The organism is Sphingobacterium lactis, from assembly GCF_011046555.1.
In the GTDB taxonomy this organism is placed as follows: Bacteria; Bacteroidota; Bacteroidia; order Sphingobacteriales; family Sphingobacteriaceae; genus Sphingobacterium; species Sphingobacterium lactis.
On the sequence record NZ_CP049246.1, the window covers coordinates 3,125,136 to 3,150,053 of the forward strand.

20 protein-coding genes are annotated in these 24,918 nt (G+C 44.7%); 4 read left to right on the forward strand and 16 right to left on the reverse strand.

What is annotated here, in order from left to right; genetic code table 11:
- Positions 1-54 precede the first annotated feature (54 nt).
- From G6N79_RS13645 to G6N79_RS13690, 10 genes are all read right to left on the reverse strand, one after another.
- Positions 55-3,147 carry an efflux RND transporter permease subunit gene (locus G6N79_RS13645; protein ID WP_103905202.1) on the reverse strand — a complete coding sequence of 1,031 codons (3,093 nt, stop codon included), beginning with the start codon at positions 3,145-3,147 and terminating at the stop codon, positions 55-57.
- Between the two features lie 5 nt (positions 3,148-3,152).
- Entirely contained in the window at positions 3,153-4,253 is a 1,101-nt protein-coding gene (locus G6N79_RS13650; RefSeq protein WP_103905201.1) for an efflux RND transporter periplasmic adaptor subunit, read from the reverse strand.
- The gene (locus tag G6N79_RS13655) at positions 4,250-5,506 is read right to left on the reverse strand and encodes a TolC family protein (RefSeq protein ID WP_103905200.1); all 1,257 of its coding nucleotides are present in this window, start codon (positions 5,504-5,506) and stop codon (positions 4,250-4,252) included. Before G6N79_RS13655 ends, G6N79_RS13650 begins: the two co-directional genes overlap by 4 nt.
- A 68-nt stretch (positions 5,507-5,574) precedes the next feature.
- Positions 5,575-6,909, reverse strand: a complete 1,335-nt coding sequence (locus G6N79_RS13660) for a sensor histidine kinase (protein WP_200818755.1) — start codon at positions 6,907-6,909, stop codon at positions 5,575-5,577.
- Positions 6,909-7,595: a response regulator transcription factor gene (locus G6N79_RS13665; protein ID WP_103905199.1), complete on the reverse strand. Its 687-nt coding sequence runs from the start codon at positions 7,593-7,595 to the stop codon at positions 6,909-6,911. Before G6N79_RS13665 ends, G6N79_RS13660 begins: the two co-directional genes overlap by 1 nt.
- A 135-nt stretch (positions 7,596-7,730) precedes the next feature.
- On the reverse strand, positions 7,731-9,290 hold the full coding sequence (gene rny, locus G6N79_RS13670) for a ribonuclease Y (protein ID WP_103905198.1): 1,560 nt from the start codon (positions 9,288-9,290) through the stop codon (positions 7,731-7,733).
- A gap of 268 nt (positions 9,291-9,558) precedes the next feature.
- Positions 9,559-9,849 (reverse strand): cell division protein ZapA, encoded by a 291-nt coding sequence (locus tag G6N79_RS13675; RefSeq protein WP_103905197.1) that lies wholly within the window; start codon positions 9,847-9,849, stop codon positions 9,559-9,561.
- A 49-nt stretch (positions 9,850-9,898) separates the two neighbouring features.
- The gene (locus G6N79_RS13680; RefSeq protein WP_103905196.1) at positions 9,899-10,207 is read right to left on the reverse strand and encodes a hypothetical protein; all 309 of its coding nucleotides are present in this window, start codon (positions 10,205-10,207) and stop codon (positions 9,899-9,901) included.
- A 27-nt stretch (positions 10,208-10,234) separates the two neighbouring features.
- A complete protein-coding gene (gene pheT / locus G6N79_RS13685; protein WP_103905195.1) occupies positions 10,235-12,628 on the reverse strand; it encodes a phenylalanine--tRNA ligase subunit beta in 2,394 nt (797 codons plus the stop codon).
- A 224-nt stretch (positions 12,629-12,852) separates the two neighbouring features.
- Complete coding sequence (locus G6N79_RS13690) at positions 12,853-14,040, reverse strand: class I SAM-dependent methyltransferase (RefSeq protein WP_103905194.1); 1,188 nt, start codon at positions 14,038-14,040, stop codon at positions 12,853-12,855.
- A 133-nt stretch (positions 14,041-14,173) separates the two neighbouring features.
- On the opposite strand from G6N79_RS13690, the gene G6N79_RS13695 reads away from it, so the two are divergent.
- Together G6N79_RS13695 and G6N79_RS13700 are read left to right on the forward strand one after the other, a co-directional pair.
- The gene (locus tag G6N79_RS13695; protein ID WP_103905193.1) at positions 14,174-14,962 is read left to right on the forward strand and encodes a Cof-type HAD-IIB family hydrolase; all 789 of its coding nucleotides are present in this window, start codon (positions 14,174-14,176) and stop codon (positions 14,960-14,962) included.
- A gap of 104 nt (positions 14,963-15,066) precedes the next feature.
- Positions 15,067-15,801, forward strand: a complete 735-nt coding sequence (locus G6N79_RS13700; RefSeq protein WP_103905192.1) for a DUF3575 domain-containing protein — start codon at positions 15,067-15,069, stop codon at positions 15,799-15,801.
- Between the two features lie 155 nt (positions 15,802-15,956).
- Here the strand turns inward: G6N79_RS13700 and trxB are convergent, their stop codons facing one another.
- From trxB to pyrE, 4 genes are all read right to left on the reverse strand, one after another.
- The gene (gene trxB, locus G6N79_RS13705; protein WP_103905191.1) at positions 15,957-16,925 is read right to left on the reverse strand and encodes a thioredoxin-disulfide reductase; all 969 of its coding nucleotides are present in this window, start codon (positions 16,923-16,925) and stop codon (positions 15,957-15,959) included.
- Between the two features lie 17 nt (positions 16,926-16,942).
- Entirely contained in the window at positions 16,943-17,887 is a 945-nt protein-coding gene (locus G6N79_RS13710) for a 3'-5' exonuclease (protein ID WP_103905190.1), read from the reverse strand.
- Between the two features lie 684 nt (positions 17,888-18,571).
- On the reverse strand, positions 18,572-18,970 hold the full coding sequence (locus G6N79_RS13715; RefSeq protein WP_103905189.1) for an SRPBCC family protein: 399 nt from the start codon (positions 18,968-18,970) through the stop codon (positions 18,572-18,574).
- A 4-nt stretch (positions 18,971-18,974) separates the two neighbouring features.
- Complete coding sequence (pyrE, locus tag G6N79_RS13720) at positions 18,975-19,622, reverse strand: orotate phosphoribosyltransferase (protein ID WP_103905188.1); 648 nt, start codon at positions 19,620-19,622, stop codon at positions 18,975-18,977.
- Positions 19,623-19,686: 64 nt separating this feature from the next.
- On the opposite strand from pyrE, the gene G6N79_RS13725 reads away from it, so the two are divergent.
- On the forward strand, positions 19,687-20,232 hold the full coding sequence (locus tag G6N79_RS13725; protein WP_234993151.1) for an NUDIX hydrolase: 546 nt from the start codon (positions 19,687-19,689) through the stop codon (positions 20,230-20,232).
- Positions 20,233-20,293: 61 nt separating this feature from the next.
- On the opposite strand, the gene G6N79_RS13730 is transcribed toward G6N79_RS13725, so the two are convergent.
- A complete protein-coding gene (locus G6N79_RS13730; RefSeq protein ID WP_103905186.1) occupies positions 20,294-21,622 on the reverse strand; it encodes a Na+/H+ antiporter NhaC family protein in 1,329 nt (442 codons plus the stop codon).
- A gap of 348 nt (positions 21,623-21,970) precedes the next feature.
- Positions 21,971-23,419, reverse strand: a complete 1,449-nt coding sequence (locus tag G6N79_RS13735) for an alanine/glycine:cation symporter family protein (RefSeq protein WP_103905185.1) — start codon at positions 23,417-23,419, stop codon at positions 21,971-21,973.
- Positions 23,420-23,634: 215 nt separating this feature from the next.
- Here G6N79_RS13735 and G6N79_RS13740 point away from each other — a divergent pair, with 215 nt between their 5' ends.
- Positions 23,635-24,591: a hypothetical protein gene (locus G6N79_RS13740; protein WP_103905184.1), complete on the forward strand. Its 957-nt coding sequence runs from the start codon at positions 23,635-23,637 to the stop codon at positions 24,589-24,591.
- Positions 24,592-24,918 lie beyond the last annotated feature (327 nt).

The window sequence follows — 24,918 nt, forward strand, 5'->3', positions numbered from 1 at the left end:
ATTGCCAGCATTTAGCTCCATCAGCGTCAAATCCCGGCAATAATAATACGTCCGCTAAGCCTGCTGTTCCTTGCGATACGCGTAATAGAACAGGACTGGCAGTACCGCAAACGAGAGCACAAGGCAGATCAATAGTCCACCTACAATCATGATGGCCAACGGTTTCTGGATTTCGGAACCCATTCCGCTAGACAATGCTGCCGGCAACAGCCCCATCGAACCCATGAGGGCAATCATCACAATGGAACGAATCCTGCTTTTCACGCCCAAATCAATGGCATCTTTCAACTTCCGTTTTTTGAGTTGCTCTTTCATCACCGCGATCAGGATAATACCATTGATGGTATTGACCCCAAAGAGGATGATCAAACCGATGCCGGCGGAGATACCGAAAATGGTCCCTGTCGCCCATAGCGAAATGAAGCCACCTATAAACGCAAAAGGAATGGTAAGCGCAGCGAGCATGGTATCCTTCATATTGCCAAAATTGCTATACAGTAGAATCAAGATCAGGCATAGGGATATTGGAATAACGGTCATCAATTGTTTGCTTGCACGTTCCTTGCTCTCAAACTCCCCGGCCCATTCCATATAATTTTCCTTGGGCAGTTTCACATCTTTGGCCACCACTTCCTTTGCTTCTGCAATGGTGCTGCCCAGGTCCCGGCCGTCTATACTAAACCCAACACCAATGTATCGGCTATTTCCTTCCCTATAGATAAATGCCGGACCTGTCACATAGCCAATGGTAGCAATCTCTTTCAAAGGGATATGCTGTCCGGAAGAAGTTTGCACAAGGATATTCCCGATCTTCTCGGCGGAGTTCCGGTAATCTTCCTTAAACCGGAGGACGACGTCAAACTGCCGGTCCTTTTCATAAAATTTACTTGCTGCCTGTCCACCAATGGTCATGGCAATGACTGCCTGTACATCGGCTGTGAACAGCCCGTACTTCGCCATTTTGGAATCGTGCAGCTGAATCCGCAACTCCGGTAACCCAATATTTTTATAGACATTGATATCTGTGATCCCTTCCACCTTGCCAATGGATCGGGATACTTGGTCGGCATAATCCTCCAATTGGTAGAGGTCATCACCAAAGATCTTGATCACCAAGGAGCTCTTTACCCCAGCCACATATTCCTCCACGTTATCCTGGATCGGCTGGCTGAAGCCGAAATTTATGCCTGGATAAGCCCCGAGCCTATCCCTGAGATCCTGAATGATATCCTCCTTACTGATGGACCGCTCCCATTCCTTTTCGTCCTTCAGCTGGACATTGAATTCGATATTGAAGAACCCCGTAGGATCGGTTCCATCGTTTGGACGACCGGTCTGGGTCAAAATGAAATCGATCTCCGGACAGCTTGCCTGCATCATCGCTTTCATTTCCTTGGTCAATTTGGTGGATTCATCCAAATTGATGCTGTTGGGAAGCGTTGCACGGATGTATATCGCCCCTTCATTTAATTGCGGGAGAAATTCCGATCCGTAGTGCATAAATTTCACGGCACATAGGGTGAGTAATCCGATAAATACGGCTAGAGTTGCCCGCTTATAGCGCATAGAAATGCTGTACAGGCCATAAATACTTGTATTGAAAAACCTGGTAACGACATTTTCCTTCTCCTCGATGGCTTTCGTGAATAGGAGTTTGCACATCGCAGGAACATACGTCAGGCTGAGAATAAGGGACCCCAAAAGGGCATACCCCAAGGTAAATGCCAATGGTGTGAACATCTTCCCCTCTACTTTCTGAAAAGAGAAAATAGGCAATAAGGCCACGATCAGAATCATGAGCGCATAGAAGATATAGGATGCCACGCTACCTGCACTTTTCTTGATCACCCCCAGCTTACTCATCTTGGCAAACTTTTCGGGTCCTACCCGGTGGGAAAGGGTTGCCAGCGACACAAAAACGGTCTCCACAATGACTAAGGTACCTTCAAGCAATAAGCCAAAGTCCAGGGACCCCATCGAAATTAAATTCGCGGGCAATCCCTGAAACTTCAACATGATAATTGCAAAAAGAAATGACAAGGGTATAACGGACGCAACGATAAAGGTGGACTTCCAATTGTACAGAAAAACAAAGACAATTAAGGACACCAATAATACGCCTTCCACAATATTTTTAGATACCGTTTGCACGGTATTATTGACTAATAGCGTTCGATCAACTACAGTTTCGATCTGGATATTTTCAGGCAGGGTCCGACTGTTCAACTCTTCGATCTTGTCCTTCAGGCGTTCGATGACTTCCGAAGGGTTCTCCCCACGAAGCATAACCACGATCCCTTCCACAACATCGTCGGCATCATTTAGCCCGACCTGCCCCAACCGAGGTTTAGCGGAAACCTCAACCTCCGCCAGGTTCTTGATCAAGATCGGCGTAGAACCGTTCAACTTGACGGTAATATTGCCGATATCATCGATTTTATCTAATAAACCAACCCCACGAACCACATAAGCTTGGTCGCCTTGCTGGATGACATCGCCGCCTACGTTGATGTTCGATTTGGAAACTGCCTCATACACATCCAATGGTGTAAGGTTAAAGTTCTTCAGCTCCGTCGGGTTGATTTTTATTTCGTAGATCTTCTCCTCGCCACCAAAACTGATCACATTGGCCACCCCAGGCACGCCCAAGAGCTCACGTTCGATGACCCAATCCTGAACCGCTGACACCTCCTTTAGGGGAAGATCACTGCGCAACACATACCTGAAGATCTCGCCGGTAGCTCCTGAGGGCGGCTCAATGGAACTGTCCGTCCCTTCCGGCAGGTCAACACCGCCCAGCTTGTTGGATACATACTGTTGCGCATAGAAGTCGTCCACATCGTCCTCAAACTGAACCGTGACGACCGATAAGCCAAACAACGAAATGGATCGGATATTCGATTTCCTGGGAATACTGTTCATCTCCTTGGAAATCGGCAGGGTCACCAGTTTTTCTACCTCTTCTGCGGAACGCCCGGGCCATTGGGTAATGATCCGTGCCCGGGTATTGGTTACATCCGGAAAGGCCTCGATAGCGGTATGGCGCAACGCATAAACTCCTCCAAATAATAAAGCTATCGTCGCAAAAAGGATAAACGTACTGTTCCGCAGGGAAAAGGTAACTATATGCTGCACTAATTTCTTCATGCCTATTAATCTCTCAACTGTTCAAATACCAAAAGCGCGTTGCTGCCCATAACTTTCTCCTGAGCATCCAAACGCTCAGCGATGTAGGTATGCTCCTCATTACTGGCCAGAATGGTCACCTTGCGTACCTGCATATGGCAATCATCCCGATATACGACGATATAGTGTTCGTTATTACTGAAAATTAGCGACTGATTGGGCACACGGGTACCTTCGGTGGAAGACTGTGCTTTGTCGATAATAATGTCTGCCATCAATCCGGGCATAAGACGGAGATTTGGATTTTCCAAGATGACTCGGGCTTTCATAACGTGTTCGTTCGGATCGAAAACATTGTACATCTTATCGATCTTCCCCGAATAGACCTGATCCGGATAGGCAATGGTCCTGACCTTTACCTGATCTCCGACGTGCACATATTTCAGGTTACTTGCATAGACATTCACCATCACCCACACCTCCTGCAAATTGGAGATGGAGAACAACGGCTCACTATCCTGTGTAATAATCTGTCCGGGACTTAAATCTTTTTGAATGATATAGCCATTTTTGGGAGCCAGGATCTGGAAATACCCATCTCCCGTTGCGTGGTACAATTGCAAGGATTGATTGATCCGTTCCAATTCAATGCGTGCTGTTTCCAGGTCATGCTGTACCTCCAACATCTCCGGTTCGGATATCATCCCATCCTTGAGCAAGTCCCGCTTGGTATGCAATAGCTTCTCAAGGAGACTGATCTGGTTCTGTTGGGACTTCCGTTGCTGAAAGAGCCCTTGAATTTCTGTAGATTTTATTTTCGCCAATACCTGTCCCTTTTTCACTTGATCGCCAAGCTCAAAGGCCACCTGTTCCACCACGCCAAACAACAGACTACGGAAACTGACCAAGTCATTCTCATTGTACTCGACCTTGCCGGAGAGTGTAAGTTGTTCAACAACCGGAGCTACGGGAGCATCCAAAAGGCTACTGGATGTTTTCAGCGCCTCTGACAGGCAATAGGTCTTCGCTTGTGCATCATCAGTTTTCTGCTGTTGATGGCTGCCATTGCAGCCATAACAACAGATTAATAGTGGTAAAACTATGGGTATGATTGGGATATTCTTCATTTCAGATCTTTTCCAATGAGGTATTGAACGGTTTCAAATGCGTTGAGGTATTTTTCCTGCAGGTCCAGATAGGCTTTTTGTGCTTCCAGGTAAGCCTGTGAAAAGTCGATAAACTCCAACAAGGTCACCTGTTGCTCCTGGAGGTATTTGCTATAGTTTTCCAGCACCTGGACCTGCCGTCCGTCCTCCTGTCCTTTCCATTCCTGCAGTTGCGTTCCATAGCGTTCCAGCTCACGCATATGAAGAGAAAGGGCTTCTGTGACTTCATGCTCTTCGGCACGAAGGCGTTGATCCTGTTCGGTAAGATGCAATCGAGCAGCAGTGATATTGCCCTGGTTCCTGTTGAAAACCGGAATATCCAGCTTGACTCCAATACCGACGAAATTCCGCATCACATTCCCTCCTCTTTCGTAATTCATCACCATGCTGAGATCAGGAATTCGATTGGCAACTTCCAAGCGGACCTGTTGCTGGGCCAAATCGATCTCGTTCCGAAGCTGCATAAGTTTCGGGTGTGCCTCCAAACTCCAAGATTCCAATTCCTCGGACGATGCCGATAAAGCCGGAAGTTCCATGTTATCCAGTTGCAGATCGGCAATGGTCAGTGCTGGCAAAGCCGTCAATACACGCAGGTGTTTCATTTTATCAAGCCTTTCCGCGGTCAGATCCAGTACTTCCCGTTGTATGCCGATTAACTCGGTATGCACCCGGTAATAGTTGACCTGTGATATATGCTGTTTTTCAGCCTGTACTTTATATTGTGCATGCAGTCTTTCGAAGAGTTGCAGGACACGCAACAATTGGTGCTCTTCCTGCTTAATGCGCAGCAGACTATAATAAGTGGACCGAAGGTCTAATTTCATTTCTCGAAGGATGGCATCAAATTCAAGCTGATTGGCCTTACTTTCCAATTCCCGAAGGACAACTCTTTTCTTGCGCTTGCCTGACGTTTCTATCAATTGCTCCAACTCGGCTCCAAACTGTTGTTTTGCACCAAAAGATCCAAAAAGGGGTTCCATGGTTTCAAAGGTGGAGTTCGCCCACAGATTCACATTATCTACAGTAAGGGATGGATTGGGCCACAAGCGTTCCTGCCGGATCAACGCCTCCGCCTGCCCGATTTGATATTTCTGGGCAATCAGCTGCAGATTGTTCCTGAGAAAAGCGGTCTCCAGATCCAATAGGCTTAGCTGCTGCCCAAAGATGGCTTCCGTACTGATAAGGAATACGAGGGTTAAGAGTTGTTTCTTCACGTATAAATGTTTGATGCAAAACTAGCACCCCTACATTAAAGTGAATTTCGAAGTAAATTAGAAAATAATTAGAATGTGAGAATCACCTGGGTACCATGCTGATCGCTCTGCAGATCCAGTTCTATTTTGTGCAGGTTAAAGATGATGTTGGCCATGGATAGACCTATTCCTTTCCCATTGTAATTTTGCGTATTCTGCCCCCTGAAGAAGTTCTGCTTTACATTTTTCATATCCTGGGATGAAATACCGATTCCCTCATCACTAATGATGGCAAGAAGCTTTCCTTGGTCTTCTTTCAATTGAACCTTTACGGGTTTGTTATTGGAATATTTGATGGCATTTTCGATGATGTTATTGAAAGCGAGGGCAAGGAGCTTATCATTGCCATGCCACTTGAGCAGATTCATATTTTCAACCTCGATCATGACATTGACGTTGGCCTGGTAGTAGAGAATGGCATTCTCGATGACCTGCCAAACGATCTCATCAATGCGGAGGGACTTAAATTCAAAGTTTGTTTTGGCACCCGATAAGAGCATCATGTGTTCCAAAGTTTCCTGCAGGTCATTGGTATACTGCTTCAGCTGCCCCATAACGGCCTCATATTCTTCCACGGTCCGATCCCTTTGATTGGTCACCTCCAATGTACCCAACAGCGCTGTAATAGGCGTCCTCAGCTCATGGGAGACATAATCGATAAAGTTTTTCTGCACATTGAATGTCTGCGCAATACGGTCCACAAAGATATTATAGGTGTTGACCAGGTCCTGGATCTCAGCATACGATCGGGTCAGATGGATCGGTTTTTCAAAATTGGTGCTATTCCGCTCATTGATCTGGTCGATGATTTTCATGATCGGTTGATAGGCAATATAGCCGAGATACCTGGAAAATAAATAAATAACCACCAACCCCAGGAGGAAAGAGCCCACCAAAATCTGCAACAGGGAGGACATCTGGCCGTTGAACTCATCCTTAGCCGCGCGCGTCACGACGACGAAATCACCTTCATTATCTTCATAAAAGATTCCGTTATAGAAAAAGTGATCGGTTTTAAAATAATTATGCTTGGCTGCCCTGACGGAATTCAGGAACTCAACACTGATATCCTCCGTGTCGGCCATGTCACCCGCCTTGCGGACATCATGCGCGTCATAGACAACAATATTCCTGCGCGATAAGGTCTTGAACAATTGACGCTGTACGGCCTCATGTTCCATACTGCTCAATTCATCCTTATCCAAGTAGTAAATAGCGGCTAACACCGATTTACTTTCCAGACCCAAGCGCTCCGCTTTCTCCATCTGATAGTAGTAGGAAAAATAGATCAACACCGATATGATCAACGTGATGACGCTGAATATCAAAATAGAATATAAGGAAAGCCTGTGTCTTAGTTTCATTATTGTTCTTTGAACATATAGCCCACACCTTTTACTGTATAAATATACTTCGCACCTTCCAACTCGATCTTATTGCGGAGGTAGGAAATATACACATCCACAACATTGCTGTGGTTATCAAAAGTAATTCCCCAAACAGCATTGAGGATCTGCATCCGGCTAACGGTTTTATTTTTGTTAACGATCAGGTAGGCCAAGAGCTTATATTCCCGGGGCGATAGCTCCAGTTCTTTATCCTTGAAAAATACCTGGTACTGATCGGTGTCCACGCGGAGATTCCCAAAGGTCAGTTGCGGAACGCGAACGGGCTCCTGAAGGTGATATTGGCGGCGACGCGTCAGCGCATTGATCCTGGACAGCAATTCATCGAAATGGAAAGGCTTGGTCAGGAAATCATCTGCACCATGGTCCAGACTGGTTACCTTATCCTGCACGGAGTTCAATGCACTTAGCATTAGAATGGGCGAAAAAACTTGCTTATAGCGTAAGGTCTGCAGCAATTGAATGCCATCGATACCGGGAAGCATGATGTCTATAATGATCACATCCCACGGAACTTTCAGGAAGTCTTCCTGGAGCGCTTCTTCAGCACGCTTGCATAAAGTCACCAAAATTCCGTTCTCTTCTAGACCTTTGATCAGAAAGGAACTTATACGGTGATCATCTTCTACAACAAGAATCTGCATAATTAAATAAATATCAAAGTTAGACAATAACTACTGATAATAAGGAATATTATAAATTTCTAATCAAATTCTAATGTTCTTTTCCAAAAGAAAAGGCCCGCGAATGCGAGCCTTTTACTATATTAATCAAATTTTTTATTTTGCGTAGGAAACAGATCGTGTTTCGCGAATAACGGTCACCTTGATCTGTCCAGGATAGGTCATCTCCGTTTGGATACGGTTGGAAATATCTGCTGCAAGGATCTCTGCTTGCGCATCCGATACTTTCTCGCTTTCTACCACAACGCGAAGTTCACGTCCGGCCTGAATAGCAAATGTTTTCTCCACACCTGGATACGATAGGGCTAGGTTTTCTAGCTCTTTCAAGCGTTTGATATACGATTCAACCACTTCACGACGAGCACCCGGACGGGCACCTGAAATGGCATCACAAGCCTGTACAACAGGAGAAATCATGGACGTCATTTCGATCTCATCGTGGTGAGCACCAATGGCGTTGCACACATCTGGGTGCTCTTTGTATTTTTCAGCCAATTGCATACCCAAGATTGCGTGTGGCAATTCAGGGTTATCATCAGGCACTTTACCGATATCGTGCAATAGTCCGGCACGTTTCGCATGCTTCACGTTCAGCCCCAATTCAGCAGCCATCGTTGCGGCAAAGTTTGCCACCTCACGGGAGTGCTGCAAGAGGTTCTGACCGTATGAAGAACGATAACGCATTCTGCCGACCATACGGATCAATTCAGGATGCAGACCGTGGATACCCAAGTCGATCACGGTACGCTCACCGATCTCAACGATCTCATCTTCGATTTGATTACGCGTTTTGGAAACCACCTCCTCGATACGAGCAGGGTGGATACGGCCATCCGTTACCAAACGGTGTAGGGAAAGGCGAGCAATCTCCCGACGAACCGGATCGAATCCCGATAGGATAATTGCTTCTGGCGTATCATCAACGATGATCTCTACACCGGTTGCTGCTTCCAGGGCACGGATATTACGACCTTCACGACCAATGATACGACCTTTGATCTCGTCATTCTCGATATTGAAGATCGATACGGTATTCTCGATTGCCGCTTCTGTAGCCGTACGCTGAATGGTCTGGATAACCACTTTCTTTGCTTCTTTTGAAGCGGTCAATTTCGCTTCGTCCACGATATCCTTGATCTGGATGATCGCTTGTGAGCGTGCTTCCTCACGTAGGGAATTCACCAATTGCTCTTTCGCTTCATCTGCGGATAAACCAGCGATGCTTTCCAATTGCTTAATATGTTGCCCTTTCAACTGCTCCACTTCTTCCTTCTTCTTCTCGTTCACTTCGATCATCTGATCCAATTTCTTGGATTTGTTGTCGATATCCTGTTTGTCGCGGTTCAGGTTCTCCATTTTCTGATTCAGGGACTGCTCCTTCTGACGGATGCTGTTCTCCTTTTGGGAAATGGTGTTGTTCTTCTGGTTCACTTCTTTCTCATGCTCGGCCTTCAGCTGAAGGAATTTTTCCTTCGCTTCCAATTGGCGTTGCTTCTTCACATGCTCTGCCTGTTGTTCTGCATCTTTGATGATCTGTGCAGCTTTATCATTCGCTGACTGTTCTTGTTTCTTGAACAACATCTGCAATAGATATCGACCAATAAAAACACCAACAACCAGGGAAATTATTATTGATATAGTAGTTGATAACTCCATTTGTTATGTATTTATTTTTATATGTTAATGTAATGCTCTAAAATTTCTCAAAAAAAAACCGCAATTAAATTAATCAGGGTACCAAGTATTATTAAACTTCGATTACACATGATTTGAGCGTATGATCATGACCTAGATGGCTTTCGCAAAATGGCCTTCATCTTTGTATTGCTCGTGATATTGAAGCGTTAAGTTTAAAATAGTGACAACCCGAATTTAATTGCGGCAAATTCGTCGTTACAAGCTCTAAATTCTAAGAACGTAAACGTTATTTCTTGAAGAACTCCGTCAATAGATTATCCAACTCGTGAATCGTATCATCCAAGCCGGAATCCCGGTTTTGGCTGTTGCGTTCGGCTTTGATCATCCCCGTAGCATACTGCAGTACACACATGGACAACAAATCCTGTTTATCACGAACCGCATAATTGTCTTGCAGTTCCTTTATCTTTTCGTTTATTAGCTTCGCGGCGTATCGTATAACCTCTTCCTCCTCCGTTTCTACACGTAATGGATACACACGATCAGCGATATTTATTTTTATGGAAATTTCTCCCATTTTCTTGAGCTTAATAACGTAATAAGTCTAAACCTTTTCTCTAATCCAACTATTTCAATAGACTTATACATTTGTCTATTTCTCGCACAAAATCGTTAATTTTTCGTTTTGTGTCAAGTACTTTCTCATTTATGGCCTCCCTATCGGATTCCGTACCTTCAAAAGTCTTGGCAACGGCAAGTGCATTCAGCTTCTCATCCAATACCTTAACTTTCTCCGAACTCGTCTCAAACGCCACTTGAAGGGATTGAACTTCCAACTTCAATAAGTCATTCTCCTCCTGCAAGGCTTCACACAATTGAATTAGATTTTTCGTTTTCTCAACGATAACATTCATTTGGGAAGTTAAAGACGCCATAGTTTCTCGCAATTAATTTATGTTCTATTAGCGCACGTTAGCGCCTACTTCTTTCTCAAAGTTAATAATTAATTTTTGAATTATGCTATCAATTTGTTTGTCCGTAAGCGTTTTTTCTTCGTCCTGAAGGATAAAGCTCAGGGCATAAGACTTTTTGCCCTCCGGCAACTTATCGCCTTTGTATACATCAAAGATCTGCACATCCTTCAATAACTTCTTCTCGGTACGGGTTGCTATCAAGCGCAACTGGTCAAATGTAATCGCATCATCCAGCAATAAAGCCAAATCACGACGAACTGCAGGGAATTTAGAAACTTCCTTATACGTGATCTTGTTCTTCTTGATCACCTTGATCAACAAGTCCCAGTCAAGCTGTGCGAAGAATACAGGTCCATCAACATCGGCTTTGGCCAGATTCTTTTTCGAAACCGCACCAAAAGATACCAAGACCTTCTCCCCTTTTTTGTACGACAATCCGTAATCAAAATAGGTTCCTGCATATTCTTCCACGCGGATTCCCTCAACTTTCAGACGTGCAATCAGGGCATCAACAACCGCCTTAATGTCGTAGAAATTGACCGAACGATCCTGATTGTTCCATTGCTCACGGTCCTTTTTGCCGGCCAGTGTGATACCGAAAAGCTGACGCTCCACATATTGCTCGTTTTCCAGGTTATAGGATCTGCCATATTCGAACAGACGCAGGTCACCATTTTTACGTTTCTGGTTATAACCCACTGCAACCAATGCCGAGAACAATAAATTCTGACGCATCACATCCAAATCGCTGCTCAACGGATTCAAGATCTTTACCGCAGTATCCGGATTCTCCAGATAGTCGTCCTTCGTCAGGGAATTGGAAAGGATTTCGCGGTATCCATTACCGATAAGCATATCGGCAACCTGGTTCAGGATAACTTCACGATCCGGTTTCTCGGATGTATTGAGGGACGCTTTGATCTGCGTCTTTAATTCAATATTGTTGTAACCATAAATACGAAGCACCTCTTCGACCACGTCGATTTCGCGGGTTACATCTACTTTATACGGTGGCACCAGGACATCGAATCCTGCTGCTGTTTCATTTTTAACTTCAATGCCGAGTGCCAAGATGATATCCTTGATCGTTTCGGCTGGGATGTCCTTACCGATGACACGTTGCACATATGCATAGCTTACCGGAAACTCGAAAGGCTGAATGGCTTCTGGATAGTTGTCCACGATCGATGAGGAAACTTCACCTCCGGAAACCTCAGCAATAAGGAGAGCCGCTTTTTTAAGTGCTTCAACAGTGATATCCGGATTCGTACCGCGTTCGAAACGGAAAGAAGAATCCGTTTTTAAGGAATGACGTTTTGCTGTCTTGCGTACGGATACCGGATTGAAATAGGCAGATTCCAAGAAAATGGAGGTAGTTTCTGCAGTCACTCCTGAATTTGCTCCGCCAAATACGCCGGCGATGCACATCGGTTTTTCAGCATCCGCAATAACCAGATCTTCATCAGAAAGTGTTCGCTCAACGCCATCCAAGGTAATGAATGGTTCACCTGCTTTTGCTTTACGGACAACCACCTTATTACCAGCAATTTTATCCGCATCGAATGCATGTAATGGTTGACCTAAATCATGCAAGATATAATTCGTCACATCCACGATGTTATTGATGGACCGCACGCCGATTGCTGCCAATCTATTGCGCAACCAATCCGGCGATTCACCAACCTTGATGTTCTTGATATTGATTCCTGAATAACGTGGTGCATCTGCAGGAGATTCCACAACTACTGCAGTTCCCGCAGTCGATGTTTCCTTAAATGCAGATACATCAATAGGATGCGTCTGTTTTCTGAAATAGGCCGCTAAGTCACGTGCTACGCCTAAGTGTGATGCTGCATCCGCACGGTTCGGCGTCAACCCGATCTCATAGCAGTAGTCATCCTCCATATTGTAGTAGGATTTGACCAAGGAACCGATTTCTGCCTGTGGATCCAGCTCAACAATACCTGCATGTGAAGTCCCCAAACCAATCTCATCCTCACCACATAACATGCCTTCGGATACTTCCCCACGGATTTTAGATTTTGTGATTTTAAATGGCTCACCAGTGGTCGGGTGACAGGTTGTACCAACCTGAGCGACGATTACCTTTAACCCTTGGCGTACATTTGGTGCTCCGCATACGATATGCAGCAATTCCGGTTGCCCAACATTTACAGTCGTGACTTTTAATTTATCGGCATTGGGATGCTGCTCACAGGTGATCACCTCACCTACTACAAGCCCCGCTAACCCGCCGGGTATACTTTGTTCAACCTCCAAAGATTCCACTTCCAAACCGATATCGGTCAGGATAAGGGAAAGCTCCTCGGGAGTTTTATCTATATCAATAAAATTCTTTAACCAATTGTAAGAAATTCTCATTATATCGTTTTTTTCAAAACACAAAGATAGGACTTTGTCATGAAATGCACAGCCTTTTTTGGAGGTTTATAAGCATTTCCGAAACCGTACGAAACAACCTCGTCCACACATGGAATAAATCCCTGAATAACAAACCTATAAATGCAGAACAACCCGCAATAAATTGCGGGTTGCTCTGCGTTTATTTAAATTGAAGTAAATCACAAGATAAATTCCGTAAAAAACTATTTATCAAGACCACATAGCCTTTCCAAGTGTTGATAACCGACACCGAAATACGATTTCAACGACTGGAGTTTCGCCAATATTTCCGCCTGCTTATTTGGCTGTACATTTCGTTTGCTCGCAACTATCATGACGTTCTTTGGTGTATGCTGGTCGGCAATGAACTGCATGACTTTGGTTTCATAGCCATAATATTCCATGATTAATGCACGGATGCTATCAGTCAGCATCTCTGCATGTCTTTCGAGAAAGATGCCATGCTTTGTCATGAAGTCCAGATCATTCTTGGCTTTCACGGCTTCAAGCTCGCGTCGCACTTGTTTATGGCAGCACGGTGCCACCACGATAAGCGAGGCTTCCTGCTGGATACCCTGATAAATGGCATCATCCGTAGCGGTATCACAGGCATGCAGTGCAATCAGGACATCCATCCCTTGATCGGCCTTGAAGTCAGCTATGGTGCCTTCCACAAAATGCAATCCCGAAAAGGATGCTTTTTCTGCTACTTGATTGCAGAAGTCGACTAAATCCTTCCTGAATTCAACGCCGATTACCGAGGCATTTCTCTGGAGTACGTGCTGCAGGTAATCATAAAGCGCAAAGGTCAAATACCCCTTTCCTGCCCCCATGTCCACCACGTTCAGCTGCTCTTGCTGAGGAAGTCCTTCCAAAGCACCGCTCAACAACTCAATGTAATGGTTGATCTGTTTCCACTTATCCTGTGCATTCTTAAAGACCTGACCTTCCGCGTCGGTAAGCTTCAGATCCTGCAGATAAGATTGCTTGGAGCTCGTCAATCGACGTTCCTTTTTATGGTCATGCGTCAAGTCAGCCTGATCACGGCCGGACACCTGGGATTTGTCCAATCGCCACTCGCCTTTCTTGTTCATCTGCATAATCCAATCCGCTTCCAAAAGTTGTGCGTGCATCCTGCGGAAACCTTTGAATTGGGTTAAATCATCCAGTTCCGAAATGGCATCCTCCAGGCTATAATTCTTTGTTATATCTTTTGTAGCATAGCGATATACGAACGATAACTTAAGTTCCTGTTTAAGTAAAACAGGCTTGATATATACATTTTTCAATGTTTTATCTAACCCTTTATAATTCCCAAGAGATAGTTTGACGAGGCGCTGACTAAGAATAGCTTCCTGTAGGTCCTTAAGAAAATCCGTATATACCGACATGTCTTTCAAAATTTACGACAAAGATACGCATACCTGCTCAAGATCGATGCACACCGTGGCAAAAACCCCACCCTTAACGCACGAAATGCCTGTTTTCTTAGGGAAAGTCAGGTGATAACCTTACCTTTATCCCATGCAAAATCCTCAAATTAAGGCCGTTTTTTTTGATATCGACGGCACACTACTTAGTTTCAAGACACATGAAGTTCCGGCTTCCACGATCGAAGCCATCAATCAACTCCAACAGAAAGGCATAAAAACCATCCTTTCGACGGGAAGATCCATAAATAGCATTGATCACATTAAATTCCTTGATTTCGATGGGTTCATCACCTTCAACGGTGGATATTGCTTGACCAAGGACCTGGAAATTCTCCACAAGCAGACCATTGACAAACGCGACATCGAATCTGTATTAGACTATGCGAAGAAACAACCGCTAAGCTTTTCGTTCATGTCAGAGCAGGAGATTACCATTCACGATGTGACACCGGAAATTGCAGGGATGTATGCTCACCTTAACCTACCCGTTCCCAAATTGGTGGATATGGAAACCGTGGACACCTCCAGCATTCTACAAACCAACATCTTCTTGGGCCCTGACCAGGAAGCACAATTCATGGCGGAAGTCATGCCAAACTCCCTCGCTTCCCGTTGGACACCCCTATTTGCCGATGTAAACCCAATGGGATTGAGCAAGAAGGTAGGTATCGATATCTTCTGCAAACATTTTGGCATCGACCTGGAAAATACCATGGCCTTCGGCGATGGCGGAAACGATATCACCATGTTGAAGCACGTGCATCTTGGGGTAGCTATGGGCAATGCGAATCCGGAAGTCAAAGCGATTGCGGACTATGTTACAGATGATGTGGACAATGACGGAATCTGGAATGCCCTGAAGCAATTTCAAGTCCTTTAGCACGCTATTTTTATTGAATTTCGGATAAAATACCAAACCTTAGGTATTTAGAAACATGATGGCACAGTCTAATTTTGGTCTAACAAACCAATCAATTACACATCATGAAAACGATAGAAATTCAACAACATGGCAAGTTCATCCTTGTATTGCTCTTGGCAATTCTAGTAATGCCGGTATGGGCACAGAAAAATACGGTAAAATTCAATCTTTTACCGCTTGTCTCAAAAACATTTGCCTTCGAATATGAGCGTGAGGTGGCACCGAAGATGTCTGTCAATGTTGCGATGGGCTTCCGTGGCAAATCCAACCTCCCCTTCAAGAAATATTGGGAGGACGCCATTGAGGATGCCGACTTCCTCAATAAGGCCACTTTAGGACATTTCACGTTCACCCCTGAGTTCAGGTTTTACCTGAACAAGAATAAAGGCACACGTGGCTTCTATATCGGTCCATTTATTAAGTATGGCAAGTACAATCTCGAAACAGAGTATCCATTGGAAATGGAAGAAGGCGATGTAAAGGATATCCTGATCAAAGGAGGTATTTCCACCTGGAGTGCAGGATTTGCCATTGGCAGCCAATTCAAGCTTTCTAAATCCGTTTTCATGGATTTCAGAATCCTAGGTCCACATTATGGAACCACGAACGGTAACCTGAAAGGCATGACCCAATTGACAGCCGACGAGCAGGCGGAGCTACGGGATCAACTATCAGAGTTGGAAGATGTTGATTTCATCAAGGTCACAACTGAAGTGACGGGTGAAGGTGCAACGGTAAAGGCAAAAGGTCCTTGGGCAGGGATTCGCGCCGGCTTGTCCATTGGGTACCGTTTCTAGCGGCAGTATTGGCGTTATGCCGAACGCCTAGCCAACTCGCGCTACTCAAGATGGTATACCCAATGCGAAATCACCAACACGTAAAAAGGCCTCTGGTTTTGAAACCAGAGGCCTTTACGTATCAATATATTTTTTGAATGGTTTTCAGCAAGCGCTTACACCATAACATCTTCTTTCGCCATCAAGTAGCGTTCAGCTTCCAAAGCGGACATACAACCTGTTCCTGCAGCCGTAATTGCCTGACGGAATACGTGATCCTGAACGTCTCCACACGCGAAAACACCAGGAATGTTGGTGGCCGTGCTATCTGCTTTGGTAATCAAATAACCGGTTTCATCCATATCCAAAATGCCTTGGAACAATTCTGTATTTGGCTTGTGCCCAATTGCCACGAAGAATCCCGTTACCGCAAGGTCCTGAAGTTCTTGTGATTGGTTGTTGATTACACGCACTGCATTCACAACCTGTCCGTCCCCTAGAATTTCTACGGCTTCCGTATTGTAAAGCACCTCGATGTTCTCGGTATTCTCTACGCGGTGAACCATCGCTTTGGAAGCGCGAAACTCATCACGGCGAACAAGCATATACACTTTTCTACACAATTTGGCAAGGTAGGTCGCTTCTTCGGCAGCTGTATCTCCGGCTCCAACGATCGCAACATCCTGACCTTTATAGAAAAATCCGTCGCACACTGCACATGCAGAAACGCCGAATCCATTGTATTTCTCTTCCGAATCCAATCCCAACCATTTCGCCGTAGCGCCGGTAGCAATAATGACCGTCTCCGCTTCTACAGTTTTGATCCCATCGATCTCCACTTTATGGATCCCGCCATCAACGGAAAAATCCACTTTTGTGGCATAGCCAAAGCGAACATCTGTTCCGAAGCGCTCCGCTTGTGCACGCAGGTCTTCCATCATCACCGGACCAGTGATCCCTTTCGGATAGCCCGGAAAGTTATCCACCTCGGTTGTCTGCGTCAATTGTCCACCCGGTACCATACCAGTATACATTACAGGCTTCATATCCGCGCGTGCAGCATAGATCGCTGCCGTATATCCCGCCGGACCTGACCCAATGATCAAACAGGTCACACGTTCGATTTCTTGTTCTTTATTTATCATGTTATTCTTGGTTCTTTTTACTTTTTAAATTTATCCTGAAGGCCTTGCAGCATGGCATCCGTAATTGGCTTTCCAGGCTCCGACTTCTTCTGCGGTCTATTGGCCTGCTGTACAGGTTTAGACGGTTGAGCAGGCTGATTTGTCCTTGATTCTTTCTTTTTATTCTTGAAATCATTCCAAAGACCCTCCAAAACCTTCTTGGTGTACAATGGAAAATCTCCATTCTGCATCCACGCATAGTAGCTTGGTTCGATTTCAAAGACATCCACTACCTTCCGGCCTTTGTGCTTCCCGAAATTGATGGTCGCATCGCCATCCTCGTCATACACCATCCGCCCAGCAAAATCAACAGGCTTGCTCAGGTTGGTGAACTGGTGCAGCGCTTCCACATCGTTGACAACAGGTTTGGTGATCACCCCCTGTTTATCCTCAAATTCCACATCGGCATACTTGGCAAGCTGTGCCTTCAATACGTCATACGTTGCGCGAACATCGGCCTCGGCATTGTGGGCATTATCCAAATTGCCATCGCAGTAGAACCGGTATGCTGCCTTTAGCGTCCGTTGTTCCATTTGGTGGAAGATATTCTGTACATCCACAAATGAACGTCCATCCAAGGAGAAATCAACACCAGCACGCAGGAATTCTTCCATCAGCATCGGCACGTCGAATTTATTGGAATTGTAACCCGCCAAATCAGCATCGCCGATAAAATCGGCAACTTCTTTGGCACGCTCCTTAAAAGTCGCCAGGTCCTTTACATCCTCATCATAGATCCCATGGAAAAACGAGGATTCCGCCGGAATAGGCCGCTCCGGGTTGACACGGAAGGTCAAAGACTCCTCCTTCCCTCCCGGGCTAACTTTTAAAATTGATAATTCAACGATCTTATCCGTCGAAATATTGACACCTGTTGTCTCTAAATCAAAAAATGCCAACGGGCGCTTAAGGTTTAACTCCATTATTGCTAAATTAATAGGTTTCTGCAAATGCTACAAAAATAAGAAAACTATCCGTCACATCGTTGTATTAATCCGCTGAATAACTGTTTTGGATGTAAAATTTTTCAAATCCAAAACAATCTCCAGAATGGTGACCTGAAAGCACGATGAACGCAAATATCTAGCGGACAGATGAGCTCGAGCGCCAAAATTTACCCTACGCTACCTGAACCACCCGAAATGTATCCTATATCTTCCTGAATTAATCGTTGAAACCTTGGTCTATTTCCCAAAAGTAGATTCATATTCTTTTCCTTCCATGGGCATGGACCTTGTCTGAGGTGCGTCCGTGGTGCGTGCGGGGTTCTACCGAGGTGGAAGCGTGTCTATAGACACGCTCTCACCACGCTCTCAGTACGCTCTCACCACGCTCTCACCTCGGACAAGGTCCCGGCATGATTTTATGAAGAAACAGGTGAATATTCCTATAAAAAATTGACAATCAATTGGTTAGGTCATTTTAGGATTTATGCGTAAAAAACCTGATTACGTATGCTACATTGCAAAGTCTGAGAAAAGCGCCCAAAATGCGTATAAAGCTTTCTTTTACCAGGAAAAGTTGGTAATGAAAGTGAACGAAAAATGAAAAAATAAGCACAAAAAAAGCAGCCTAAAAAGGCTGCTCATATCTTCGGTCAGGATGGCTTATCCTAATGTTTCTTTTAGTTTATTAACTTGGAAATCAACCAATTTCTGAAGTGGGCCAGATGCCATCATCTTCATCATCATGTTCAATCCAGCTTCGATAACGAAAGTTGCTTTTGTCGACTGCTCGGAAACAGCTTCCAATTTCCAACGAAGGGTCAATGGGAAAGGTGCTTCTTCGATCGGCACGCTCACCAACTCTTGGTTTTCAAGACGCTCGCTGATCCGTAGGGATAACTTCGCCATGTTCTGGATGGTAAAACGCGCTTCATCAGCCGTTGATGTCCAGTTATAGATATTCTCTGGCATCAATTGCTCGTGGTTGTTCATATCGGCCAAGAAGGCATATACCTCCCCAACGGGTTTGTTGATTTCTATTGAATTCTGAATGACTGTCATAATGTTAAGATTCTGGTGACCAATTTGCAGGATCCTGTTTCCATTTCTCCAATAGTTCAATATCGGATTCCAAGATATAGCTGTTTGAAGCAGCAACATGGATCAATGCGTCGTAATTACATAAACTGTGGAAGGTGCATTTTGCTTCTTCAAAGTTCTGACGTGCGATTTCCAATCCATACGTAAAGATAGAAACCAAGCCAACAACATTACATCCCGCTTCACGAAGTGCCTTAACAGCCTGCAAGCTACTTTTGCCCGTGGACACAAGATCCTCGATAACAACTACACGCTGGCCACTGATTACTTCGCCCTCGATCATGTTCTGACGGCCATGATCTTTAGCACTGCTGCGAACATACGAAAATGGGAGACCCAAATCCTGGGCAACCAATACACCTTGAGGTATTCCTGCTGTTGCAACGCCGGAGATCATATCCACCGAACCAAACTCCTCTTGGATCAATTGCGCTAATTTCTGACGGATATACGTACGAATCGCAGGATGCGAAAGCGCTACCCTATTATCACAATAAATTGGCGACTTCCAACCAGAAGCCCATGTAAAAGGGTTTTTAGGTTGTAATTTTATTGCTTTAATTTGCAATAAGGATTCAGCAACTTTTTGTTCAACCTCATTTAAATAATTCATGGCACAAATTTATAAAATTTATATGAACCAATCTCTGTTAATTTTAGCAGATTTTGCCCCTCGTATGAAAGAAAACATTCAAACAATTGGTTTACAAGACATTGATTTGGAAAAACTTTTTACCGATTCTAATCAATCCACTGATCGGATCGTTTACCTTTACATACACCCAGATATCAGAAAAGTTTTCAAAAAAATCCTCTCCACCACAAAAATCATTAAAGCCGCTGGTGGACTCGTAAAAAATGGCAATGGCGAATACCTCTTTATCCACCGCTTGGGCAAATGGGACCTCCCGAAAGGAAAGGTCGAAGAGGGTGAAAAAATGAAGGAAGCAGCACTCCGAGAAGTCGAAGAAGAATGTGGAATCAAAATCGACTACCTCGGCAAAAAATTGGCAGCCACCTACCACACCTATTACATGCGCAACAGGTTTGTGCTCAAGCAAACAAAATGGTATGAAATGGGCGTAAACAAAATCCCTAAATTGACCCCGCAATTGGAGGAAGACATTGATAAAGCCGAGTGGCTCAAAGCTTCGGAACTGAAAAAAGTAAAGGATAATACCTATCCGCTGATCCTGGAAATTGTCAACGAAATCAAAAAATAAACGACATAAAAAAGCCCACTGGATGTGGGCTTTTTTATGTCGTTTTAAATAAATTCAAGACTTACAATTGCACCTCTGCGGAGTTCTTATGCTTTCTGAAAAGGATGAACAAGAAGGTCACGATTCCCATCAAGAAGGGATAATATAGGTATTGCATGATATCAATCGGGGACATCAGTTCCCTCCCCTGTTCGGAAAGAAGCATATTTGCCGCCGCCAGCGCCGCAAGAATCTGCGCCCCATAAGGCACCATGCCCTGGATAAAACAGGAAACCGTATCCAGAATACTTGCAACACGGCTGCCTTCCAGACCATTTTCATCGGAAATATCCTTCGCCAATGGACCTACGATAACGATGGTAATCGTATTGTTTGCGATGGCCATATTGACCAAGCTCACCAAGAAAGCGATACTCAGCTCCGCCTTTCTTTTGGAATTGATCCGTTTGGTCACCATTTCCAACAGGTAGTCGATTCCACCGTTATAACGGATGATCCCAACCACACCACCAATGATCAAACATAGAATGCTCAATTCGAACATCCCAGCAAACCCATCATTTATGGATTTAAGAATAGATAAGAAATCAATAGACCCCGTAAACAGACCGATACCGGCTGCACACAGGATCCCAATTCCCAATGTCCAGACCACACTTAAGCCGGATAATGCCAACCCGAAGACAATAACATAGGGCAATATTTTGATAAGATCGTAATCGCCAACCTGCAGATCGTGACTTCCGGAAAGCATGCTGTTCCCCAAGATCGCATAGATGAGCATCACCACGATGGCCACAGGAAGGACCATTTTAAAGTTCACCTTGAATTTGGCTTTCATTTCCACATGTTGCGTTCGGGTAGCAGCAATGGTCGTATCCGAAATAAACGACAGGTTATCCCCGAACATGGATCCACCGATCACCGCAGCAAGGGCAACAGCCATAATTCCGGGAATATTATCTTCCAGACCGACTGCAATTGGAGCCAGGGCTACGATCGTACCGACCGAGGTACCCAAAGACGTGGAGATAAAACAGGCGACCAGGAACAGGCCTGCGACCACAAATTGCGCCGGAACGTACGTCAGCGCGAAGTTAATGGTTGAGGATATGGCGCCAATATTTTTGGAGAGTTCCCCGAATGCACCTGCTAGGAGGAATATCAGGATCATCACCAGGATGTTCTCGTCACCGGAACCCTTCGCGAAGGCTGCCAACTTCTCCTGGAAAGGTTTCTTGGGGTATTGCAACAGCGCCACAAATAAGGCCAACACAAACACAACAAGAACAGGAAGTGCATAGAAATCGCCCAGTGCATAGGATCCCGCGAAATACACAATCACAAAAAACAGAAGTGGAAACAATGCCCAAAAGGTACCTTTACGCATATGATGAGTTAAATTTTAAAAATTAGGCAAAAGTAAGATATTCTTCACAAAATCAACTTGTTCCAACGGCTATTATAACACAATTAGCCTAAAAACTTTAACAAGAAAACCATTAAAAACTGATATACAAAGTTTTATTGTGATAATAGTTAATATATTTATGTAACTTTAATCACATTACCAAAAACAAACAATAAACGGACTGCCAATGAAAAGAACGCCTTTGACGACCTTAATTCTATTATTGTGTGTGGCTGCAATATTGCTATTTGCGACCACTTGTTTTGGGATTAGGTAAACATTAAAAAGGGGACAAATCTAGTTTTGTCCCCTTTTTAATGTGCTGCGTTAATTTTTATCGGTCCAATAATCGGCGTTTTTGATGCCAATTTCTTCGGGATTGAAATCGGGGTCTTCAATACCCTGTTTCCGTTTCTGCTTATAGTCTTTCCATACCTTCATGGCGGTCTTGCTCAGCAACAAGATCGCGATAATATTCACCCAGGCCATCAAACCCACGCCAATATCGCCGATTGCCCACGCCATATCCGCAGTGCGCACCGTCCCAAAATAAACCGTGCTCAAGAATACAATCTTAAATATGAACCCGATTATTTTCTTTGCCTTGCCATCCTTGATTAGATAGGAAATATTGGTATCTGCATAATAGAAATAAGCCATGATGGTCGTGAAGGCGAAAAAGAAGAGCGCAATGGCAATAAATTCATTTCCGAAACCTGGGAAATGGTGCGATACGGCTGCCTGTGTAAATCCGTTATAGTCCACCCCTGGTAGGTTCTCGACAATAGCCGTTGCTGGTTTGCCCGCTGCATCAACATCCGTTACATTGTACATGCCCGTAAATAGGATCATCAATGCTGTTGCCGTACAGACAAACAGCGTGTCCACATAAACCGAGAATGCCTGAACGAGTCCTTGCTGTGCCGGATGGTTTACCTCAGCCGCTGCAGCAGCGTGAGGCGCAGTACCCTGCCCTGCTTCATTGGAATAGATCCCTCGCTTCACCCCCCAGGCAATCGCCATACCGATAATACCACCAAAAGTAGCATTCAGACTGAATGCACTACTGAAGATCAATCCGAAAACCTCAGGAATTTGCTGAAAGTTCATCCCTATGATGATCAACGTCATCAGGATATAGCCGCCTGCCATAAATGGAACGACAAATTCAGCGACCGATCCCAGGCGCTTGACACCACCAAAAATGATCAGGATCAGCAAGAGTACGACAGCAATACCCGTATAATGCGTTGGAAGGTCGAATGCATTAGCGGCAGAAGAGGCAATGGCATTGCTCTGCACGCCTGGCAAAAGAAAACCTGCACTTATAATGGTCAATACGGCAAATAACACCGCATACCATTTAACGCCCAATCCCTTTTCAATATAGTATGCCGGACCTCCGCGGAATTCCGTTCCCTCTTTCTTTTTGTACAACTGTCCCAAGGTCGCTTCCACGAAAGCCGATGAGGAGCCGAGGAAGGCAATGATCCACATCCAGAATACAGCGCCGGGGCCACCGTAGAATATGGCCGTAGCCACACCAATGATATTCCCCGTCCCTACTCGACCGGAAATCGCTAAGGCAAAAGCCTGAAAGGAAGATATCCCCTCATCTGTTTTCTTCTTAGCGAACAACAGACGCAGCATATCCTTCAAATAGGTAACCTGTAAAAATCCAGTGCGAATGGAGAAATATAACCCCGTGCACAAGCAGAGGTAAATGAAAACATCTGACCACACCAGGGTGGACACCGTTGAGATAATTTTATCCATTAATTTGGTTTAAATAGTTATATTTCATTTTTATGATGACGTAAAATAAATATATTTTTTTCAATATTTCATATTAATGTCATCTGCACAGGACCAAATGTTTTGCTACACAGGAATAAATATTTTCAAAACCGACACATTTCCTTTAAATTATGACAAACACAAACCCTAGATTTGCTATTTACCCTATACACGAATTATTAACGAAACATGTCATGAGAAAATTGCTGCTGCTCTGTTCGATTGTCCTTTTGGCGTTGGGGATGACGTCCTGCCGATCGGTAAAGAACCTTGAAATCCGGGATCTGTTGCATCACAGCAACTGCAACCAGCAGAATGTGTACAGTTATACCATCGATAGCTTACCAATTCCCCTGCATGACCGGCAAATCTCACCCCTGGTACAGAACAAGCTCAGTTACAACAACCTGAACATGGCCAATGCCATTGGCATCTTGGATCTGGTGACCCGCTTTGTGGAACTCCGTCAGCATCCGAAGCCAGCAGATGATCTGGCTTATCGGCTGGAAATCCTGGAGCTAAAACAGGCGATAGACCACAAGATCAACATGTCTTCCTTAGAGATCTCAGCAATATCTTCCGAAATGGACTGTGAGGAAGAACGCACGTCCCAAGTTGCGAATTACCTGGTTGGGAAAATCCGAGCGAAGGAATCCAAATTGACGGTTGCCGCGATTGTGGTGGGTGCGTTGGGGGCTATCCTAACGGAAGGTGTAATTAAGGATGAAGGTGCAAGCCATGTTGTGGGTATCTCTACGGGTGTCGCGGAGGCCACCTTCGGTGTCATGATGCTGATGAATGACCAATCCACCGATTTCTACCATAAACGCAATGCCTTACGCGATGTATGGTACGGCTCGCCAACATCTTTGAACTTCCCTGCTGCTGTCTGGTATTACCTTAATTATGCCGATCCACAAAACGGTATCGATCAGTCTCTTCGGGAGCAGATCGTTAAAAAATGGACGAGCTTCGGACAGATAACCAAAGAATCTGAAGAGGAAATGGTGGCCTTGTACTTTGGCGAAGGCGGAAGGTACAGCAGTGAACAGCTGGAGAACCGTGCCGATATGTACGACCAGCTCGAGTCGAACATCAATCTGATGAAACAAGACCTCAAGGCGCTATCCCTAGAACTGGAGAAATTATAAATAAGCCCTGCTAAACAACCAGAAGGAACAAGGAGTCTAATTAACAGGGCTAGAAAACAGAAAACTAAATTAGAGAACGTAGAATAAAGGGAGCGAATGGTGTTGAATGATCTAAATACCCAAAAGCGACCTGTAACTAATATATACCCTAAATATCATGAACTAAGATTACCTTTCTTTTAAGGCAACATTATTTCTAAAACAACTCGGTGTTATATTCGGTAAGAACAATTCTCGGATACCTAGCCATTTAGGTCTGCAACAGGTAACGAAATAGGCCTAATTTTTAGCAAAGGCAGTGGTTTACAATCCAATTAATTACCGTAT

Bases quoted from the DNA above. Each gene is read 5' to 3' on its own strand.
- rny (WP_103905198.1), bottom strand. From the start codon at position 9,290: ATGGAGTTATCAACTACTATATCAATAATAATTTCCCTGGTTGTTGGT.
- G6N79_RS13730 (WP_103905186.1), bottom strand. From the start codon at position 21,622: ATGCGTAAAGGTACCTTTTGGGCATTGTTTCCACTTCTGTTTTTTGTG.
- G6N79_RS13645 (WP_103905202.1), bottom strand. From the start codon at position 3,147: ATGAAGAAATTAGTGCAGCATATAGTTACCTTTTCCCTGCGGAACAGT.
- pyrE (WP_103905188.1), bottom strand. From the start codon at position 19,622: ATGAATTATTTAAATGAGGTTGAACAAAAAGTTGCTGAATCCTTATTG.
- pheT (WP_103905195.1), bottom strand. From the start codon at position 12,628: ATGAGAATTTCTTACAATTGGTTAAAGAATTTTATTGATATAGATAAA.
- G6N79_RS13675 (WP_103905197.1), bottom strand. From the start codon at position 9,849: ATGGGAGAAATTTCCATAAAAATAAATATCGCTGATCGTGTGTATCCA.
- G6N79_RS13710 (WP_103905190.1), bottom strand. From the start codon at position 17,887: ATGGAGTTAAACCTTAAGCGCCCGTTGGCATTTTTTGATTTAGAGACA.
- G6N79_RS13680 (WP_103905196.1), bottom strand. From the start codon at position 10,207: ATGGCGTCTTTAACTTCCCAAATGAATGTTATCGTTGAGAAAACGAAA.
- G6N79_RS13690 (WP_103905194.1), bottom strand. From the start codon at position 14,040: ATGTCGGTATATACGGATTTTCTTAAGGACCTACAGGAAGCTATTCTT.
- G6N79_RS13665 (WP_103905199.1), bottom strand. From the start codon at position 7,595: ATGCAGATTCTTGTTGTAGAAGATGATCACCGTATAAGTTCCTTTCTG.
- G6N79_RS13650 (WP_103905201.1), bottom strand. From the start codon at position 4,253: ATGAAGAATATCCCAATCATACCCATAGTTTTACCACTATTAATCTGT.
- G6N79_RS13695 (WP_103905193.1), top strand. From the start codon at position 14,174: ATGCAAAATCCTCAAATTAAGGCCGTTTTTTTTGATATCGACGGCACA.
- G6N79_RS13660 (WP_200818755.1), bottom strand. From the start codon at position 6,909: ATGAAACTAAGACACAGGCTTTCCTTATATTCTATTTTGATATTCAGC.
- G6N79_RS13725 (WP_234993151.1), top strand. From the start codon at position 19,687: ATGAAAGAAAACATTCAAACAATTGGTTTACAAGACATTGATTTGGAA.
- G6N79_RS13740 (WP_103905184.1), top strand. From the start codon at position 23,635: ATGAGAAAATTGCTGCTGCTCTGTTCGATTGTCCTTTTGGCGTTGGGG.
- G6N79_RS13700 (WP_103905192.1), top strand. From the start codon at position 15,067: ATGAAAACGATAGAAATTCAACAACATGGCAAGTTCATCCTTGTATTG.
- trxB (WP_103905191.1), bottom strand. From the start codon at position 16,925: ATGATAAATAAAGAACAAGAAATCGAACGTGTGACCTGTTTGATCATT.
- G6N79_RS13735 (WP_103905185.1), bottom strand. From the start codon at position 23,419: ATGGATAAAATTATCTCAACGGTGTCCACCCTGGTGTGGTCAGATGTT.
- G6N79_RS13715 (WP_103905189.1), bottom strand. From the start codon at position 18,970: ATGACAGTCATTCAGAATTCAATAGAAATCAACAAACCCGTTGGGGAG.